The 17,211-nt window shown below is 63.0% G+C and carries 12 protein-coding genes; 7 read left to right on the top strand and 5 right to left on the bottom strand.

Annotation, left to right across the window (positions count from 1 at the left end):
• Positions 1-136: 136 nt before the first annotated feature.
• Positions 137-2,923: a [protein-PII] uridylyltransferase gene (locus B5526_RS17540; RefSeq protein ID WP_079539955.1), complete on the bottom strand. Its 2,787-nt coding sequence runs from the start codon at positions 2,921-2,923 to the stop codon at positions 137-139.
• 185 nt (positions 2,924-3,108) lie between these two features.
• On the opposite strand from B5526_RS17540, the gene B5526_RS17535 reads away from it, so the two are divergent.
• The 4 genes from B5526_RS17535 (at position 3,109) to coaA (ending at position 6,936) form a co-directional block, all read left to right on the top strand.
• Positions 3,109-3,618: an OsmC family protein gene (locus B5526_RS17535; RefSeq protein ID WP_079539953.1), complete on the top strand. Its 510-nt coding sequence runs from the start codon at positions 3,109-3,111 to the stop codon at positions 3,616-3,618.
• Between the two features lie 335 nt (positions 3,619-3,953).
• Positions 3,954-4,748, top strand: a complete 795-nt coding sequence (locus B5526_RS17530) for a hypothetical protein (protein WP_079539951.1) — start codon at positions 3,954-3,956, stop codon at positions 4,746-4,748.
• Positions 4,749-5,033: 285 nt separating this feature from the next.
• Positions 5,034-5,933, top strand: a complete 900-nt coding sequence (locus B5526_RS17525) for an NAD-dependent epimerase/dehydratase family protein (protein ID WP_079539949.1) — start codon at positions 5,034-5,036, stop codon at positions 5,931-5,933.
• A gap of 70 nt (positions 5,934-6,003) precedes the next feature.
• Positions 6,004-6,936: a type I pantothenate kinase gene (coaA, locus tag B5526_RS17520; protein ID WP_079539947.1), complete on the top strand. Its 933-nt coding sequence runs from the start codon at positions 6,004-6,006 to the stop codon at positions 6,934-6,936.
• Between the two features lie 189 nt (positions 6,937-7,125).
• Here coaA and B5526_RS17515 read toward each other — a convergent pair whose 3' ends face one another.
• From B5526_RS17515 to mutS, 4 genes are all read right to left on the bottom strand, one after another.
• Complete coding sequence (locus B5526_RS17515; protein WP_079539945.1) at positions 7,126-8,004, bottom strand: efflux RND transporter periplasmic adaptor subunit; 879 nt, start codon at positions 8,002-8,004, stop codon at positions 7,126-7,128.
• A gap of 33 nt (positions 8,005-8,037) precedes the next feature.
• A complete protein-coding gene (locus B5526_RS17510) occupies positions 8,038-8,253 on the bottom strand; it encodes a DUF1656 domain-containing protein (RefSeq protein WP_079539943.1) in 216 nt (71 codons plus the stop codon).
• A gap of 12 nt (positions 8,254-8,265) precedes the next feature.
• Positions 8,266-10,344 (bottom strand): FUSC family protein, encoded by a 2,079-nt coding sequence (locus B5526_RS17505; protein ID WP_079539940.1) that lies wholly within the window; start codon positions 10,342-10,344, stop codon positions 8,266-8,268.
• A 1,102-nt stretch (positions 10,345-11,446) separates the two neighbouring features.
• A complete protein-coding gene (gene mutS, locus B5526_RS17500) occupies positions 11,447-14,209 on the bottom strand; it encodes a DNA mismatch repair protein MutS (protein WP_079539938.1) in 2,763 nt (920 codons plus the stop codon).
• A gap of 227 nt (positions 14,210-14,436) precedes the next feature.
• Here mutS and pcaF point away from each other — a divergent pair, with 227 nt between their 5' ends.
• From pcaF to pcaG, 3 genes are all read left to right on the top strand, one after another.
• The gene (gene pcaF / locus B5526_RS17490) at positions 14,437-15,645 is read left to right on the top strand and encodes a 3-oxoadipyl-CoA thiolase (RefSeq protein WP_079539934.1); all 1,209 of its coding nucleotides are present in this window, start codon (positions 14,437-14,439) and stop codon (positions 15,643-15,645) included.
• Positions 15,646-15,754: 109 nt separating this feature from the next.
• Complete coding sequence (gene pcaH, locus B5526_RS17485) at positions 15,755-16,456, top strand: protocatechuate 3,4-dioxygenase subunit beta (protein WP_079539931.1); 702 nt, start codon at positions 15,755-15,757, stop codon at positions 16,454-16,456.
• Positions 16,456-17,049, top strand: coding sequence for a protocatechuate 3,4-dioxygenase subunit alpha (gene pcaG / locus B5526_RS17480; RefSeq protein WP_079539929.1), 594 nt, complete (start codon positions 16,456-16,458; stop codon positions 17,047-17,049). The genes pcaH and pcaG overlap by 1 nt, the downstream gene beginning before the upstream one ends.
• Positions 17,050-17,211: the final 162 nt, after the last annotated feature.

The raw sequence follows: 17,211 nt of genomic DNA, 5'->3' as shown, positions 1-17,211 counted from the left end.
CGCATTCGGTATTCGTGGAGAGAGCCCCTCACCATAGCCGATGCTTCGCATCGGCGTTCTTCTACTAAGAGCGGCGGCCGTGGGCCGCCTACGCCCTCTCCCCGCGAAAGAGCGGGGAGAGGGAGAAGTGCGCTACTCACGCAGCGGCCGCATCGTCGTTGGCGAGCAAATGGATCAGCGCGCTCTTGATCGCGGCCTGCCGGGTCGGCGCGTTGATCTGCGCGCCCAACAGGTCGGTAACGTAAAACACGTCGCGGGCGCGCTCGCCGAAGGTCGCGACATGGGCGGAGGCGATGTTGAGGTTGAGTTTCGAGATCGCGGTGGTCAGTTGATAGAGCAAGCCCGGCCGGTCGAGGCCCGAGACCTCGATCACGGTGTAGCGGTCCGACCAGGCGTTGTTGATAGTGACTTCAGGCTCGACCACGAACGGGCGTACCTTGCTTCGGCTGACGGAGCGGCGCGCCACCACTTCGGGCAGACGCAATTTGCCTTCCAGCACATCCTCGATCATCTCGCCGATCCGCGTGGCGCGCCGTCCCTCGTCCTCGTCGCGGTCGTATTCCCTGGTGATGGCAATAGTGTCGAGCGCGCGGCCGTCGGTCGTGGTGTAGATCTGCGCATCGACGATGTTGGCGCCGGCCGACGCGCAGGCGCCCGCGATGATCGACAGCAGCCAGGGATGGTCGGTCGCCAGAATCGTCAGTTCGGTGACGCCGCGCGCCTCGTCGAAGCCGACATTGATCGCGAGCTTGTGGCCGGCCTGCTCGCTGGCGCGGATGAAGCGGGCCTGGCGAAGTTTGCGTGGCAGTTCGACCTTGAGCCAGTATGCCGGATAGTGCCGCGCGATATAGGCGTTGAGCTCCTGCTCCGGCCATTCCGTGAACGCCGCGGCAAATTCCGCCTGCGCCAGCGCGATGCGCCGCGCGCGGTTGACTTCCGAGAAGCCGCCGGTGAGCACCGGCTCGGTTTCGTAGTACAGCGTGCGTAACAGCTGCGCCTTCCAGCCGTTCCAGACCCCCGGACCGACGCCGCGGATATCGGCGGTGGTCAGGATCGTCAAGAGCTTCATCTGCTCGACCGATTGCACGACCGCCGCGAAATTCTCGATGGTCTTGCGGTCGGAGAGGTCGCGCGATTGCGCCACCGTTGACATCGTCAGATGCTGCTCGATCAGCCATGCCACCAGCTCGGTATCGGCGGTGTTGAAGCCGAGCCGCGGACACAGCCGCCGCGCCACTTTCGCCCCGGCGATCGAGTGGTCCTCGGGGCGACCCTTGGCGATGTCGTGCAACAGCACGGCGATGTAGATCACCGAACGGTGCTCGGGGCGGATCTTGCGCATCAGGTCGCTGGCAACGATGAATTCGTCATTGCCGCCGCGCTCGATCTCCTGCAGATAGCCGATGCAGCGGATCAGATGCTCGTCCACGGTGTAGTGGTGGTACATGTTGAACTGCATCATCGAGACGATCTTGCCGAAGGCGCGGATGAAATGGCCGAGCACGCCGGTCTCGTTCATGCGCCGCAGCACGATTTCCGCGTCGTTCGATGTCAGGATTTCCATGAACAAAAGGTTGGCTTCCGGATTTTCCCGCAGCTCCGTATTGATCAGTTTTAATGACCGCGTCACCGTGCGCATGGCGTCGGGGTGAAAGGCGAGATTGTTCTTCTGCGCCAATCGAAAAATCCGGATCATGTTGACCGGATCGTGCTTGAAGACATCGGGGGCTGCGAGATTGATGCGGTTGTTGTCGACGATGAAGTCGTCGCTGCCGGGCACCCGCCGCCGGTTCATGCCGGGCCGCAGCCGCGCCATCATCCGGCTCAGCACCGGCGCTGGCTTGGCCTGCTGATCTTCCAGTTTGGCGCACAGGATCGCGGTGAGATCGCCGACGTCCTTGGCGACCAGGAAATAGTGCTTCATGAAGCGTTCGACATCCTGCATGCCGGGATGCGAGGTATAGCCGAGCCGGATCGCGATCTCGCGCTGCATGTCGAACGACAGCCGCTCTTCGGCGCGTCCCGATAGGAAATGGATGTTGCAGCGGACCGACCACAGGAAATCGGCGCAGCGGCGGAAGGTGCGGTATTCCTGCGCGTCGAACACGCCGCGTTCCAGCAGCTCATCGGTCTCGCGCACGCGATAGACGTATTTCGCGATCCAGAACAGCGTGTGCAGGTCGCGCAAGCCGCCCTTGCCGTCCTTGACATTGGGTTCGACCAGATAGCGCGATTGCCCGGCGCGGCGGTGGCGCTCCTCGCGCTCGGCGAGTTTGGCGGTGACGAATTCGTTAGCGGTGCCCTGCACGACTTCCTTGTCGAACCGCGCCACCAACTCATTATACAGCGGCTGGTCGCCGGCGAGGAACCTGGTCTCCAGGATCGCGGTGCGGATGGTCATGTCGCCGCGCGCCTGCCGGATCGATTCGTCGACCGAGCGGGTGGCGTGGCCGACCTTCAACCCCATGTCCCACAGGCAATACAAAATCGCTTCGGCGACCTGCTCGCCCCAGGCGGTCTGCTTGTAGGGCAGGATGAACAACAGATCGATGTCGGATTCCGGCGCCATCAGGCCGCGGCCATAGCCGCCGGTGGCGACCACCGCCATGCGCTCGGCACCGGAGGGGACCGGCGACCGATACAGATGCTGCGTCGCGGCCTGGAACAGGATGCGGATGATCTCGTCCTGGACGAAGCACAATCGTTCGGCGCAGCGCCGGCCGTGCCGGTCCTTCAGCAGCACGGCTTGCGCGGTGGCACGCGCCGCGATCAACTCGGCCTTTAGCAGTTGCGCGGTGGCGGCGCGAAAAAGGTCCTCGCGCCCGACGTGCTTTTCGGCAAGCGCGTCGACGGCTGCGGTAATCCGCGCGGTATCGAAACGATCGTCGGCCTCGGATCGGGGTTGTGTCACGACGCTGTCCATCACTTAACCCGATATCGGACGGCGCCGACGCTGTCACGGAACATCTGACGTTTCCATTTAACTAATTGGACAAGTACACATTTTTGTGTGCTTCGATGCTGCGCCCGCGAAGCGCCCATTCGGCGTGACAGCGGCGTCATCTTTCAGTACATGCGATAGGCAATCCACGCTGGAGAACCAAAAAAATGGACGCCGCCCAACTCCGCGCTACCCAGGCCCCGATCAAGGAACGCTACAAAACCGATCCCAAGGCCGCCATCATCACCCTGAAAGCCAAAGGCTCGATCGACAACGACGGCATCGCGTGCAAGGTCGAGACCGGCCGCGCGCTGGCGGTGGCAGGCCTGCACCCCGCCTCGGGCGGCTCCGGGCTGGAGTTGTGTTCCGGCGACATGCTGCTGGAGGCCCTGGTCGCCTGCGCCGGGGTGACGTTAAAATCGGTATCGACCGCGATCGAAGTGCCGCTGAAAGCCGGCCTCGTCACTGCCGAGGGCGATCTCGATTTCCGCGGCACGCTCGGCGTCGACAAGGAGGCGCCGGTCGGCTTCGCCGAAGTTCGCCTGCGCTTCGATGTAGATACCGACGCGCCGCAGGACAAGCTCGACCTCCTGTTAAAACTCACCGAGCGCTATTGCGTGGTCTACCAGACCATCAAGAACGGCCCGAAGGTTTCGGTGTCGATGCATCGCGTGTGAGTTAGCAACGCCCGCAATCTCCGCGCCGTCACCCTGAGGTGCGAGCCTTGCGGTGCACTTGCACCGCTGGGCGAGCCTCGAAGGGCCACGCACCGTGACCCATCCTTCGAGGCCCGCGCGTTGCGCGGGCACCTCAGGATGAGGTCGGAGATAGTTTCTCAGCCTCTCAGCATGAGGTCTTAGACCCTCATGGTGAGGAGCGCGGCAAGGCCGCGCGTCTCGAACCACGAGGCCATGGGACTCGCGGCCATCCTTCGAGACGCGGCGAAGACGCCGCTCCTCAGGATGAGGTCGGAGATAGCTTCGCGGCCCCTCAGGATGACGACGACGAAAAAATGTCCCCCGACCTCGCCTTTATCCTGACGCTCGGCTTCCGCATGGCGGTGACGGCCGCGTTCGTGGTCACAGCCTCGGTGATCACCGAGCGCTCGGGGCCGGTGATCGGCGCGCTGATCGCGACCTTGCCGATTTCGGCCGGCCCTTCCTATGTGTTTCTCGCGCTCGATCACAATGCGGCGTTCATCGCCGAGGGCGCGCTGGCGAGCCTGCCGGTCAACGCCGTCACGATCTTTCTCGCGCTGACGTATGTGTTGCTGGCGCAGCGCCGCAGCGCACTCGTCAGTTGCGCCTGCGCGGTAATGGTCTGGGCCGCGCTCGTCGCGCTGGCGCGGACCGTTCACTGGTCGCTCGCCGGGGGACTTCTCGCCAATGCGGTCGCGTACGCGATCTGCCTGCCGCTGTTGCAGCGTTTCCGTCACGTCAAGATGCCGCTGATCGCACGCCGCTGGTACGACATCCCGCTCCGCGCCTCATTGGTCGCGACGCTGGTCGCAACCGTGGTCACGCTGTCGCGCTGGGTCGGCCCCTATGTCAGCGGCACCATCGCGCTGTTTCCAGTGGTGTTCACCTCGATGATGCTAATCCTGCATCCGCGCATCGGTGGACGGCCGACGGCGGCCGTGCTCGCCAACAGCGGCTGGGGCCTGATGGGACTAGGCATTGCGATTGCCGTGCTGCATGTCGCAGCCCTTCAGCTCGGCTCGGCGATCGCGCTCAGCCTCGCGCTTGCGACCTGCGTGAGCTGGAATCTCGGGCTGTGGTGGAACGGGCGTCGCAAGCTCGGGCGCTGAGATGTAGACCCTCATGGTGAGGAGCGCGTCTTCGCGCGTCTCGAACCACGAGGCCCCGCTGCGGCCATCCTTCGAGACGCCGCTTCGCGGCTCCTCAGGATGAGGAGTCCTACCGCTTCGGCAATCTCGCCTTCAGCGCATGCAGCGCCGGTGGTCGCGGCCGCGGTCGCGCCTTCCGCCGTGGGTGTCGGGTCGACCTTCGTCGACGACTATTTCTGGATACAGGTGTCTGCTGTATCCTTCGTGCATCCGAGTCATTCGATCAAGTAAGGGAACGAGAAGCCCATGACAGCCAAACGCGTGGTATTCACCGGCGGAACCGGCAAGGCCGGCCGGCATGCTTTGCCTCATTTGAAGAGCAAGGGTTACGACCTGCTCAATGTCGATCTCGCGCCATCAGAGCATTCCGACATCAAGACCCTGATCGCCGATCTGACCGACAGCGGCCAGGCCTTCAACGCCCTGACCACCCATTTCGGCTTCGATCGTTTCGACAACGGCAAGCCGCCGTCGCCGCCGGATGCGGTGGTGCACTTCGCGGCGATCCCGCGAGTGTTGATCGAACCCGATAACGAGACCTTCCGCGTCAACACCATCTCGACCTACAACGTCATCGAAGCGGCTGCCAAGCTCGGCGTCCGCAAGATCGTCATTGCCTCCAGCGAGACCACCTACGGTGTCTGTTTTGCCGAGGGCGCGAAGGACTTTCACAGCTTTCCGCTCGAGGAGGACTATGACGTCGACCCGATGGATTCCTATGGATTGTCCAAGGTCGTCAATGAAAAGACCGCGCGGGCATTTGCGATGCGCTACGGCATCGACATCTACGCCTTGCGGATCGCCAATGTCATCGAGCCGCACGAATACGACAAGTTTCCGGCGTTCCTCGCCAATCTGGCGTCGCGCAAACGCAACGCCTTCGGTTACATCGATGCCCGCGACCTCGGCGAGATCGTGCATCTGGCGATCCAGAAGGACGGCCTCGGCTTTCAGGTCTTCAACGCGGTCAACGACACCGCCACCGCCACTGTTCCGACCCGCGAGTTGCTCAAGCGCTACTTCCCCGAAGTCCCGATCACCCGTGAGCTCGGCGAATTCGAAGCCCCGCTGTCCAACCGCAAGGCGCGCGAGGTGCTCGGCTTCAAGGAAGCCCACAACTGGCGAAAGTACGTTACTGTCGGATAGGGGTCTGAGAAACATGGATTTACCGCGGCCAAATTGGTGAGTGCGTCCACCTCTGCCGAGAACGGAACCGATGAGCCAGTCCGAGGAGCTTTCGGCATATACGACCTTCGGCCGAAGCGAGTGGGCAGCGTTGCGCTTCAACACGCCGCTGACGCTCTCTGAAGCGGACCTCTCTGCGCTTCGCGGCCTGAACGAGCCGATCACCCCCGCCGAAGTCGCCGACATATACTTGCCGCTGACTCGGCTGCTGAACCTCCATTTCACCGCGGCGCGCAGCCTTGCGCATGTTAAGAGTGCATTCCTGGGTCGCGCACCACACAGCGCGCCTTATATCGTCGCGTTGGCGGGCAGTGTTGCCGTTGGCAAGAGCACGTTTGCCCGCGTGCTTTGCGCGCTTTTGGCGCGGTGGCCGGACCATCGCCGGGTCGAACTCGTTACTACTGACGGGTTCCTACATGCCAATCGGGTTCTGGAAGAACGAGGGCTGATGCGACGGAAGGGCTTTCCTGAGAGCTACGACCTGCGGCGAATGTTGCGGTTCCTGTCGGCGGTGAAAGCGGCCAAAGTCGACCTCGAACTGCCAGTGTACTCGCATCTTATCGGGGATATCGTACCTTCGGAGCATCAGGTCGTTCGGCATCCAGACATCTTAATGTTTGAGGGCCTGAATGTACTGCATGCGCGAGGCACGGCACCCATGGTCGTCTCAGACTTCTTCGACTTTTCGATCTACCTGGACGCTGACGAGACCGACATCCAGTCGTGGTACGTCGAGCGCTTTCTCAGTCTGCAGCGGACCGCTTTCCAACAGCCTGCCTCATATTTCCACCACTACAGGAATCTGCCGCCAAGCGACGCGCGCGAGGTCGCGGACAGGCTGTGGCGTGAGCATCATCGCGCAAATCTCCGTGAGAACATTCTGCCTACTCGCACGCGTGCCGATGTCGTGCTCCGCAAGCGTTCCGATCACTCGGTTGGTGAGGTCTGGTTGCGAGAGACATAGGCTGCAGAGTCCGCGGCGTTGGCCGAGTGAAGCTGGTCCGAAGGTCCGGTTGTGGCACATTCGCGTCATTTAGCTGCTGCGCAGCAACGCATCGCTTTATCCTCAACAATGGAAGTCGGCTGGGCGCTGGGTCACGTCGGTGACGTGCCCAATAGCAGAATGGGCCAACACAACACTGAGCTAACCCTCTCAGTACCAACTGATCTTCCCGATCGATACAGTGGCGGTGCGCCCGGCGACGAGAAGAAGGTCCGGCGGCACATTGTCGAGCTTGATGCGCACAGGGATGCGCTGCGCCAGGCGCACCCAGCTGAAAGTCGGATTGACCAAAGCCAACAGGTCGCTGCTGGTGCTGCGGTTCTGGTCCTCGATGCCGTAAGCGATGCTCTCGACGTGCCCTGACAGCACGCGCGCATCGCCGATCAGTTTTACAGTCGCATCTTCGCCGATACGGATGCGCCGCAGCTTGGTTTCCTCGAAATAACCCTCGACGCGGAACGTGTCGGAATCGATCAGCGCAAAGACAGCTGCGCCGGCATTGACGTAGCGCCCTGGCAGGAGATCGAAATTGGTGACTATGCCGTTGACTGACGCCACGACCGTTGAGCGCTCGAGATTGAGCCTCGCGACGTCAAGCGCCGCGTTCGCCGCGTCGAGTTGAGCTTGATCGACGTCGACCGCTTGCTGCCTCTGCTCGACCTGCTGGACCGTAATCGCGGCGCTGGTTAGACTCTTGCCGCGCTCGAGATCGCGCTTGGACTGGTCGAGCGTAGCCTGTCGGCTCGCGACATCAGCTTTCGCCTGATCGAGCGCATATTGAAAGCGCCGCTGATCGATACGGAACAGCTGCTGGCCTTTGCTCACCTTTTCGTTGTCGTGAACAAAGACGTCGCTGATCAGGCCGGAAACGTCGGCGGCGACCGAGACCACGTCGGCGCGCACACGGCCGTCGCGCGTCCACGGCTCGAGCATGTAATAGCTCCAGAGCTGCCAGGCGACGGCAATTGCTACCACCACCACAACGAGGGTGAGTAGCACGCGGCCGGCAGAGGCGAAAAAGTCTTTCATTGCACCATCACCCGAGATTTTACGTCCACGATCTTATGCCAGCGGCAGCATGCTTGCGCCCGCCGCCGTGACAACGCCAAACAGAATGACGTAGATCGCGAGATCAAACAGCGCGCGATGCCAGACCAAACGATAGAAACCACAGGCATCCAAGAGCCGCTTAATCACGACCTGAAGCAAAAAGGCGATTGCGGCAAAGACCGCGAAAGCCGGAAAGTACACGCCATAGATATCGAACTCGCCAATCACGATACGCTCCCATCATGTAACGCTGGTGGCTTCGCTCTGCCCGGGTAGCGCTGCATCAGCCTGCTCTATTTGCCTCGGCCGATACGGCGGCGCATCAGGATAGAGCGTCTGCCGCAGGCCGACAACCGCGGCGACGCAAGCATGCGTGGCTGCGGTGCAGGCCGTCACTTCGCTGATCGCAATGTCGATCTTTTGCAGCAAATCGTCGCCAAGCTGCGCCACACGGCCGCGCAGCAAGGCACGGAAATGCGCGGCCAGGCTCGCGAACATCGCCGCCAAAGCGTCTTGCGCTGGCTTCGACATGGCGGGCGCGATCGATTGCGTCTCGATTATATTGACGCCGAGCCGCAGATCTTCGAGCGCATCGGCGAATTCATGCTGCGGCCGCGGCTCGAAGCGCGGCTGCCGGTACAGCAACAGTGAGACGCGATCCAACATGCGGCTGGCCCATTGGTCGCGGGTCGGATGCGAGCGCCCAGCGGCAAGGTCGGCAAGGTCGCGATAAGTTGCCCGAATCAGGCGCCGCGCGCTGGCCTGCGTGCCGATAACGCGCAACAGCCGAGTCACGACCAGCGCCGCGACGCCGCCGAGCACAAAAGCGCTGTTGGAATTGACGATGGCCGCAAGATCGGCGGTATAGCTCGTCTGCAGGCCCAGTTCGACATTGAAACCCAAGGCGAGCGCCAGACCGATCGCTGCATAGGCCGGGATCGCCATCAATATGCCGGCAGGAATCAGCACAAAAGCGAGTACGGCGCAAAGCAAGACGAACCCGCCGATCGCCGGCAACACAAAGAATTGGTAGACGAATACAATCGGAATGCACAACGCCAAGAGGAGGGTAATGTTGCGAATGGTCGGCGTCGGATCGTCCAGAGAGGCAAATAAAGTGCAGGCCACGGCGGCAAAGGCAATGGCGCTGGCGCCTTCCGGCCATGCGGTCGCGATCCAAAAGAACGCACATGTGCCCATAGCGACGGCGGCCGCCAGTGCTGATAACAGTGCGATGCCCGGATCGGTATGCATCGGTTTGGGCCCGATTTGCGCGGCGGCTGCGCGAATGTCGGCGCTCGGCGTCTGCCTCGGATCGGCCAGATAAGCAGCAAAGCTGAGACAAGCTTGCCAGGAGTCGATCAGCTCGATCAATCGCACGGTGACATTGACCGTCACGAGATCCGCCCAGCTCGATTGCGGGCCGACAGTAGGCGTCGTCGCGACGCAGGCTTCCTTAAGTTCTGCCGCGCGCAGTCGGTCGCCCGGCGCTTTCGGCTTCAGCCAATCGCAGACGCCGGCCAGCACCCGCGTCAGCTTTGCGTCCAGCGGCCCAATACGCCGAAGCAGCGTCAGACGATCCTCGATGGCACTCACTAGCGGCAACAGGGCCACGATCTTGCGGTCGAAGGCGCGAATGGTGCCGATATCCGGTCGATGCGGCGAGGTGTCGAAGCGTAAGCTCGTGCCGAGCAAATAAAGCTCGCTGATATCGGCGGCGATCTGGCGCCGCTCCATCTCGGCTTCCGGAGTCGCTTGCTGGGTCAAGCCATCGGCAAGCCAACGGCGCGTATCCGCAATGGCACTTCTCAGCTTTTGCTCAAAGGCGGAAAACGCGCTTTTGGGAAAGAAGAGACTGTGAACGATGGCGGCGCAGACGACGCCGAGCGTGATCTCCTCGACGCGCGACACCGCGGTGTCGAACACCGTGCCAGGCGCAAGCACGCTTGGAAAGCCGATCAAGGCCGCGGTATAGCCCGACAGCACGAACATATACGACCGCGGCGTGCGGTCGAGCAGCGAAACGAAAACGCAGAGCGCCACCCAAAGTATGATCGCAAGCGTCGTCAGCTCGGGCGCGTCCACCAGATTGGGAACGATCGCGACCATGGCGGCGCCGCCGACGAACGTGCCGATGGCGCGATAAAAGGCCTTGGCCCGCATCGCGCCGGACAGCGGCTGGCTGGTCAGATAGACCGTGGTCATGGCCCAGCCCGGACTCTTCAAGTCCAGGCTGAAGGCGATGAACATCGTGAGGATGGTCGCGATATAGCAGTTGACGGAGAATATGATCGGCCGAATGCCAATGTCCCTGATCATATCATGTCCACTTTGTCGCGCCGACAGTTAATGAGCTGAACGCCGGCGGGACCGTGCCGCGTGCCGCGCGCTACGTCAGAAGCCGGAAACCATCGGAAAGGTCCATTCATCGAGCGACTTCTGCATCACAAATTATAGATTTAAAAGGATGTTCCCTGACGCTCATCTATGAGACCCTCGACCAGATGAGATTTCAAGCCGGAACTAAAGTGCACCGACGATCGATCTAGCTGCAATCCGCTCCCGATGGTTATCTCAAACCGTACTTCACCTGTGAAGGCTGCAGTCAAGCCGATATCGTGAAGTAACCTCGATGCAGCAATGAGTTCAGCATCGATCACGGCCCTTGCGCGAAAAAGCCAAATTGCTGAGCAATCTCAAGCTGATTTGGGTCGTCCAGTCCGGTTTGCAAAAATATTCTGCTTCGTGATTTGCCCAAATCACCCCTAAGACTCCCGCCATCCCGTCCCACTCAGAGGGGCGTTTCGCGATCGTCACGGACGTTGGAACGGGATGCGGTGGACGCGGCGGCGCTTTTGACGAACAGCGCCTAAGCGGACGGAGAAGGCGTGTGGTCCTGACGCCCCGACGCTGGCGTCAAGTTCTTGAGAAGCAAGCTTCTCAGGGGCGACGGTGGCAAGAAAGCCCGGCTCACCGGGGAGAGCGCGCAGGAAACCGTTAAAACCATTGCGCGGGGAATGCTGGGTGTAACCGGTGTGACCTGACTAACGCGTGTGCTTTCTACCAACTACCTCCGCACACGCGGCTATCGGGCGCATCGGGCGCCCGGCATTCCCTGCGCCCTCTGAATGGAGAGGGCTGGAATCAAGAGCAAAACTCGGGCGCAAGGCGCGGCGAGATCGCGAGAGTTTGTCTGCAAATGAGATCTGCAAATGAGATGCGGTTGAAAGTTGAAACCGTGACCCCTCCACGTCATTGCGAGGAGCCCTTGCGACGAAGCAATCCAGCTTTCTGTTTCTCGGCGCCAAAGATGGATTGCTTCCGCCTTCGCTCTTCGAGCTACGGCGGACACGTCGCTTTGCTCGCAATGACGTGGAGAGGTTTTGCGCCGACCCGTCGGCTCCATCCGAGCTACGAAGTCCTACCCCTTCGGCAGTTTCGCCTTCAGCGCATAGAGCGCTTCCAGCGCCTCGCGCGGCGACATCTCATCGGGATGCAGCGCCTTCACGGCTTCCACGAGTTGTTCGGCCTCGCTCGGCGGCGCAAGCTCGGCGGCGGCGCGCGAGGGCACCGCAAACAACGGCAGATCGTCGGCCAAGGCCCGCGCCGTCTGGCCGCGATCCTGGGCTTCCAGTTTTGCCAAGACCGATTTGGCGCGGGCGATCACCGGCGGAGGCAGCCCTGCGAGTTTTGCGACCTGGATGCCATACGAGCGATCGGCCGAGCCCGGCAGCACCTCATGCAAGAACACCACGTCGCCCTGCCACTCCTTGACCCGGACGGTGGCGTTGAACAATCGCGGCAGTTTTGCCGATAGCGCCGTGAGTTCATGATAATGCGTGGCGAACAGCGTCCGGCAGCGATTGGCCTCATGCAGATGCTCGATCGCGGCCCACGCGATCGACAATCCGTCGAAGGTCGCGGTGCCCCGGCCGATTTCGTCGAGGATGACCAGCGAGCGCTCGCTGGCCTGATTGAGGATGACGGCGGTCTCCACCATCTCGACCATGAAGGTGGAACGCCCGCGCGCCAGATCATCCGCCGCGCCGACGCGGGAGAACAATCGGTCGACGATGCCGATCCGCGCCCGCGACGCCGGCACGAAGCTGCCGATCTGCGCCAGCAGCGCGATCAGCGCGTTCTGGCGCAGGAAGGTCGATTTGCCCGCCATATTCGGGCCGGTGATCAGCCATATCTGGCCGGCCCCCACCCTACCCTCCCCCGCTTGCGGGGGAGGGTAGGGTGGGGGTACCGGCGACAGATTGCAGGCATTGGCAATGAACGGCTGGCCGTCGCGCTTCAGCGCCTGCTCGACCACCGGATGTCGGCCGGCTTCGATGGCAAAGCCGAGCGAGGTGTCCACCTCGGGCCGCACGTAATTGTCGTCGACGGCGAGTTTTGCCAGCGCGGTCGCGACGTCGAGAATGGCAAACGCGTGGGCTGCGGCGCGCAGATCTTCGCTCGCGACGATAGCAAGCGCGCACAGCCGCTCGAAGATTTCGAGCTCGAGCCCAAGCGCGCGGTCGCCGGCGTTGGCAATCTTGGCTTCGATCTCGCCGAGTTCGGCAGTGGTGAATCGGACCTGGCCGGCCAGCGTCTGGCGATGGATGAAGGTCGCGTTCAAGGGCGGCGCCATCAATTTGTCGCCGTGCTGCGCGGTCACCTCGACGAAATAGCCGAGCACATTGTTGTGCCGGATTTTCAGGCCTTTGATGGAGGTCGCGTCGGCGTAGCGCGCCTGCATGGAGGCTACGACCAGGCGCGAGGCGTCGCGCAGATTGCGGGTTTCGTCGAGCGCTGGCTCATAGCCTTCACGAACAAAACCACCGTCGCGCTTGATCAGGGGAAGCTGTTCGGCGAGCGCGCGCTCGAATTCGCGCGCCAGATCGCGCGGGGGACGGCGCAGCGCGTCCATCACCGCGGCGATCTCGGCCGGTGGATCGTCAAGGCGCTGAAGCTGCGCCAGCGCGGCATCGGCCGCAAAAATGCCGTCGCGAAGACCTGCGAGGTCGCGCGGGCCGCCGCGCCCGACCGACAAGCGCGCCAGCGCGCGCGACATGTCGGGCGCAGCCCGCAGCGTGGCCCTGATATCGTCGCGCACGGCGCTATCGGCCACGAAGGCTGCGATCGCATCCAGCCGCCGCGCGATTCCCGCGCTGTCGGTGAGCGGCGCGGCCAGCCGTTGCGCGAGAAGCCGCGAGCCGGCAGGCGTCACGGTGCAGTCGATGGCATCGAGCAGCGAGCCGTGCCGTTCGCCGGCAAGCGTCCGCGTCAGTTCGAGATTGGCGCGGGTCGCCGGGTCGATCGCCATGGTGGTGCCGCTGGCTTCCCGCGACGGCGGCGACAGCGGCGGACGTTTTCCGACCTGCGTGCGGTCGATATAGGTGACGGCCGCCGCCGCGGCAGTCGCCTCCAATCGCGACATCGCGCTGAGGCCGTCCATGGTGGCCACGGCAAAATAATCGCACAGCCGTCGTTCGGCGGTGGCGCTGTCAAAGACATCGCGGGTCAAAGGCGTCACCGCCGGCAATTCGCGCAGCAGCGGCCCCAAATCAGCATCGCCGTACAGCGCGTCAGTGACGATGGCCTCATTGGGATTGATGCGCGACAGCGTCGCCGCGAGTTCGCCGGTCGCACATTCCGTAACGATGAATTCGGAGGTGGAGATATCGATCCAGGCCAGCCCGATGCGGTCGCCGCCGGACGATGCCCGCGCCCTCGCGATCGCCAGCAGATAATTATTGGCCCGCGCATCGAGCAGCGTGTCTTCGGTCAGCGTGCCCGGCGTCACCAGCCGCACCACGTCGCGGCGCACCACGCTCTTGTTGCCGCGGGCGCGCGCCGCTGCCGGGTCCTCGGTCTGTTCGCAGACTGCGACGCGATGCCCTGCCTCGATCAGGCGATGCAGATAGTCATCGGAGCGTTCCACCGGCACGCCGCACATCGGGATATCCATGCCCTGATGCTTGCCGCGCTTGGTCAGCACGATGCCGAGCGCCTTGGAGGCAATCTCGGCATCCTCGAAGAACAGCTCGTAAAAATCGCCCATCCGATAGAACAGCAGCAGGCCGGGATTGGCGGCTTTTATTTCGAGGTACTGTTCCATCATCGGCGTGACGCGCGCGGGCATCTCGGCCGCGGGCGCCTCGTCGGTAGATGGGGGGAAGGATTGCGGGATCGTCATCGCGCGCGCAAACTACAAAATTTTCGCGCCCGGTCCTATCGCTTTGCCGCCGCCGCGCCCGTTTTCCACGTTCTCGCGGCCCCTGCACAACACCAGGGCATAACCGACCTCACGCGAATGCGCGGCCGGATGCGCCGCGATCAATTGACCTGCCGCCGACGCGCTCCTAAAACTCGCCATCAATCTGGTCATTCAGCGCGGGAACGCGGCTTTCAGGGAGAGTTTCAATGGGCGATGTCTTCATTTGCGATGCCGTCAGAACCCCGATCGGCCGCTTCGGCGGCTCGCTCGCCAAAGTCCGCGCCGACGACCTGGCGGCGGCCCCGATCAAGGCGCTGATGGCGCGCCATCCCAAGCTCGACTGGTCGGCGGTCGACGAGGTTTTTTTCGGCTGCGCCAACCAGGCCGGCGAGGACAACCGCAACGTGGCGCGGATGGCGCTGTTGCTGGCGGGTCTGCCGGAGACGGTTCCCGGCCAGACGCTCAACCGCCTCTGTGCCTCCGGACTTGACGCGGTCGGCGCTGCGGGGCGCGCGATCCGCGCCGGCGAGATCGATTTTGCCATTGCCGGCGGGGTTGAATCGATGACGCGCGCGCCGTTCGTGATGGGCAAGGCGGGCGAGGCGTTTTCGCGCTCCGCCGAGATTTTCGATACCACCATTGGCTGGCGCTTCATCAATCCGCTGATGAAGGCGCAATATGGTGTCGATGCGATGCCCGAGACCGGCGAGAATGTCGCCGAGGAGTTTCAGGTGTCGCGCGCTGATCAGGATGCGTTCGCGATCCGCTCGCAGCAGCGCGCGGGCGCGGCGATCGCCGCCGGTTATTTTGCCGACGAGATAACGCCGGTCTCGGCGCCCGGCGGCAAGGCCGGACCCGTTACGGTCGACAAGGACGAGCATCCCCGCCCCGAAACCACCCTCGAGGGCCTGTCGAAATTAAAACCAATCGTGCGCAATCCCGGCACGGTGACGGCCGGCAATGCCTCCGGCGTCAATGACGGCGCCGCCGCGATGATCCTCGCCTCCGAGGCCGCGGTGAAGCGGCACGGTCTTACCCCGCGGGCGCGGATTCTGGGCCTTGCCTCGGCCGCGGTGCCGCCGCGCATCATGGGCATCGGGCCGGTGCCGGCGACGCGCAAATTGATGGAGCGGCTGGGTTTCAAGATCAGCGATTTCGATTTGATCGAGCTCAATGAGGCCTTTGCTTCGCAGGGCATCGCCTGCCTTCGCCAACTCGGCGTCAAGGACGATGCCGATTTCGTCAACCCGCATGGCGGCGCCATCGCGCTCGGCCATCCGCTCGGCATGAGCGGCGCCCGGCTCGCGATGACCGCGGTGCACGGCATGGAGAAGCGCGGCGGAAAACGCGCGCTGGCGACGATGTGCGTCGGCGTCGGCCAGGGCGTCGCGATGGCGATCGAGAAGCTGAACTGAATGTTCGCCTCCGGAACCGCCCGCAGGGCTTTTCCGGATTAGTTATATACTATAATGATCGGGTGGAGACGCTGCCCGGCCCGGTTCCGGGCGAGGTAAGGATATTGCCATGACCCTTGTTTATCCCGTCGCCAGTAACGCAGCGAATCCGGCGTTTTTGTCACCCGGCTACAAGAGCTCGATAAAACGCGCGCCGCAAAAGCCGCTGATCCCGATGCGCCACACGCTGTCGGAATTGACCGGACCGGTCTACGGCCACGAGACGGTGCGCGAGAACGACAACGATCTCACCACCCAGCACAAAGGTGAGCCGCTCGGCGAGCGCATCATCGTGCACGGCCATGTGCTCGACGAAGATGGCCGCGGCGTGCCGAACACGCTCCTCGAGATCTGGCAGGCCAATGCGTGCGGCCGCTATATCCACGTCCGCGACCAGCATCCGGCGCCGCTCGATCCGAATTTTACCGGCGCCGGCCGCACCCAATCCGATAGCGAGGGCTACTACAAATTCGTGACGGTAAAACCCGGCGCCTATCCCTGGGGAAATCATCACAATGCCTGGCGCCCGGCCCACATTCATTTCTCGGTGTTCGGCCATGCTTTCATCACACGGCTGGTAACGCAGATGTATTTCCCGGGCGATCCCTTGTTCGAATTTGATCCGATCTTCAATTCGGTGCCGGACGAGAAGGCGCGGCTGCGGATGGTGTCCTCGTTCGATCTGGAAAACACCCAGCCGGAATGGGCGCTGTGCTACCGCTTCAACATCGTGCTGCGCGGCCATAGCGCCACGCCAATGGAGACCAAGTAGTGCAAAAAGGGATTACGCCGTCGCAGACCGTCGGACCGTTTTTCAAATATGGGCTGACGCCGGACGGCAAATACGACTGGAACGACGCCTTCACCAATAACCTGATCACCCCCGACGCCTCGGGCGAACGCATCCGGGTCGAGGGCAGGGTGTTCGACGGCGACGGCCAGCCGGTGCCGGATGCCATGCTGGAGATCTGGCAGGCCGATTCGCAGGGCCGTTTTGCCGATCCGCAGGACAAACGCGCGCTGCCGAATTCGAAATTCCGGGGTTTTGGCCGCTGCGGCACCGACGGAAACGGCGACTACGCCTTCGACACCATCAAACCCGGCTCGGTGCCCGATCCCGACGGCAAGCCGCAGGCGCCGCACATCCTGCTCGCGGTGTTCGGCCGCGGCATGCTGATGCATCTCTATACGCGGATTTATTTCGACGGCGAGGCGGCCAACGCCGCCGATCCCGTGCTGGCGCTGGTCCCCGCTGATCGCCGCGCTACCCTGATCGCGTCGCGTGAACCCGGCAACGCCAACGCGGTCTATCGTCTCAACATCCGCCTGCAGGGCGACAACGAAACGGTGTTTTTCGATATTTGAGTTTCAACCTCTCCCCGTTCTTCACGGGGAGAGGTCGGATCGCCCTTGCGATCCGGGTGAGGGGCGAGGCACGCTGCTGCCAAGTTCACTAGGGTCAGAAGACTGCGTCTGATAGCGTGCCTCGCCCCTCACCCGATGCCTTCGCTGCGCTTCGGCTTCGAC

The organism is Bradyrhizobium lablabi, assembly GCF_900141755.1.
GTDB classification, from domain to species: domain Bacteria; phylum Pseudomonadota; class Alphaproteobacteria; order Rhizobiales; family Xanthobacteraceae; genus Bradyrhizobium; species Bradyrhizobium lablabi_A.
This window is presented reverse-complemented; position numbering and strand designations above follow the sequence as displayed.

Bases quoted from the DNA above. Each gene is read 5' to 3' on its own strand.
- B5526_RS17540 (WP_079539955.1), bottom strand. From the start codon at position 2,923: ATGGACAGCGTCGTGACACAACCCCGATCCGAGGCCGACGATCGTTTC.
- B5526_RS17535 (WP_079539953.1), top strand. From the start codon at position 3,109: ATGGACGCCGCCCAACTCCGCGCTACCCAGGCCCCGATCAAGGAACGC.
- B5526_RS17530 (WP_079539951.1), top strand. From the start codon at position 3,954: ATGTCCCCCGACCTCGCCTTTATCCTGACGCTCGGCTTCCGCATGGCG.
- B5526_RS17525 (WP_079539949.1), top strand. From the start codon at position 5,034: ATGACAGCCAAACGCGTGGTATTCACCGGCGGAACCGGCAAGGCCGGC.
- coaA (WP_079539947.1), top strand. From the start codon at position 6,004: ATGAGCCAGTCCGAGGAGCTTTCGGCATATACGACCTTCGGCCGAAGC.
- B5526_RS17515 (WP_079539945.1), bottom strand. From the start codon at position 8,004: ATGAAAGACTTTTTCGCCTCTGCCGGCCGCGTGCTACTCACCCTCGTT.
- B5526_RS17505 (WP_079539940.1), bottom strand. From the start codon at position 10,344: ATGATCAGGGACATTGGCATTCGGCCGATCATATTCTCCGTCAACTGC.
- mutS (WP_079539938.1), bottom strand. From the start codon at position 14,209: ATGACGATCCCGCAATCCTTCCCCCCATCTACCGACGAGGCGCCCGCG.
- pcaF (WP_079539934.1), top strand. From the start codon at position 14,437: ATGGGCGATGTCTTCATTTGCGATGCCGTCAGAACCCCGATCGGCCGC.
- pcaH (WP_079539931.1), top strand. From the start codon at position 15,755: ATGACCCTTGTTTATCCCGTCGCCAGTAACGCAGCGAATCCGGCGTTT.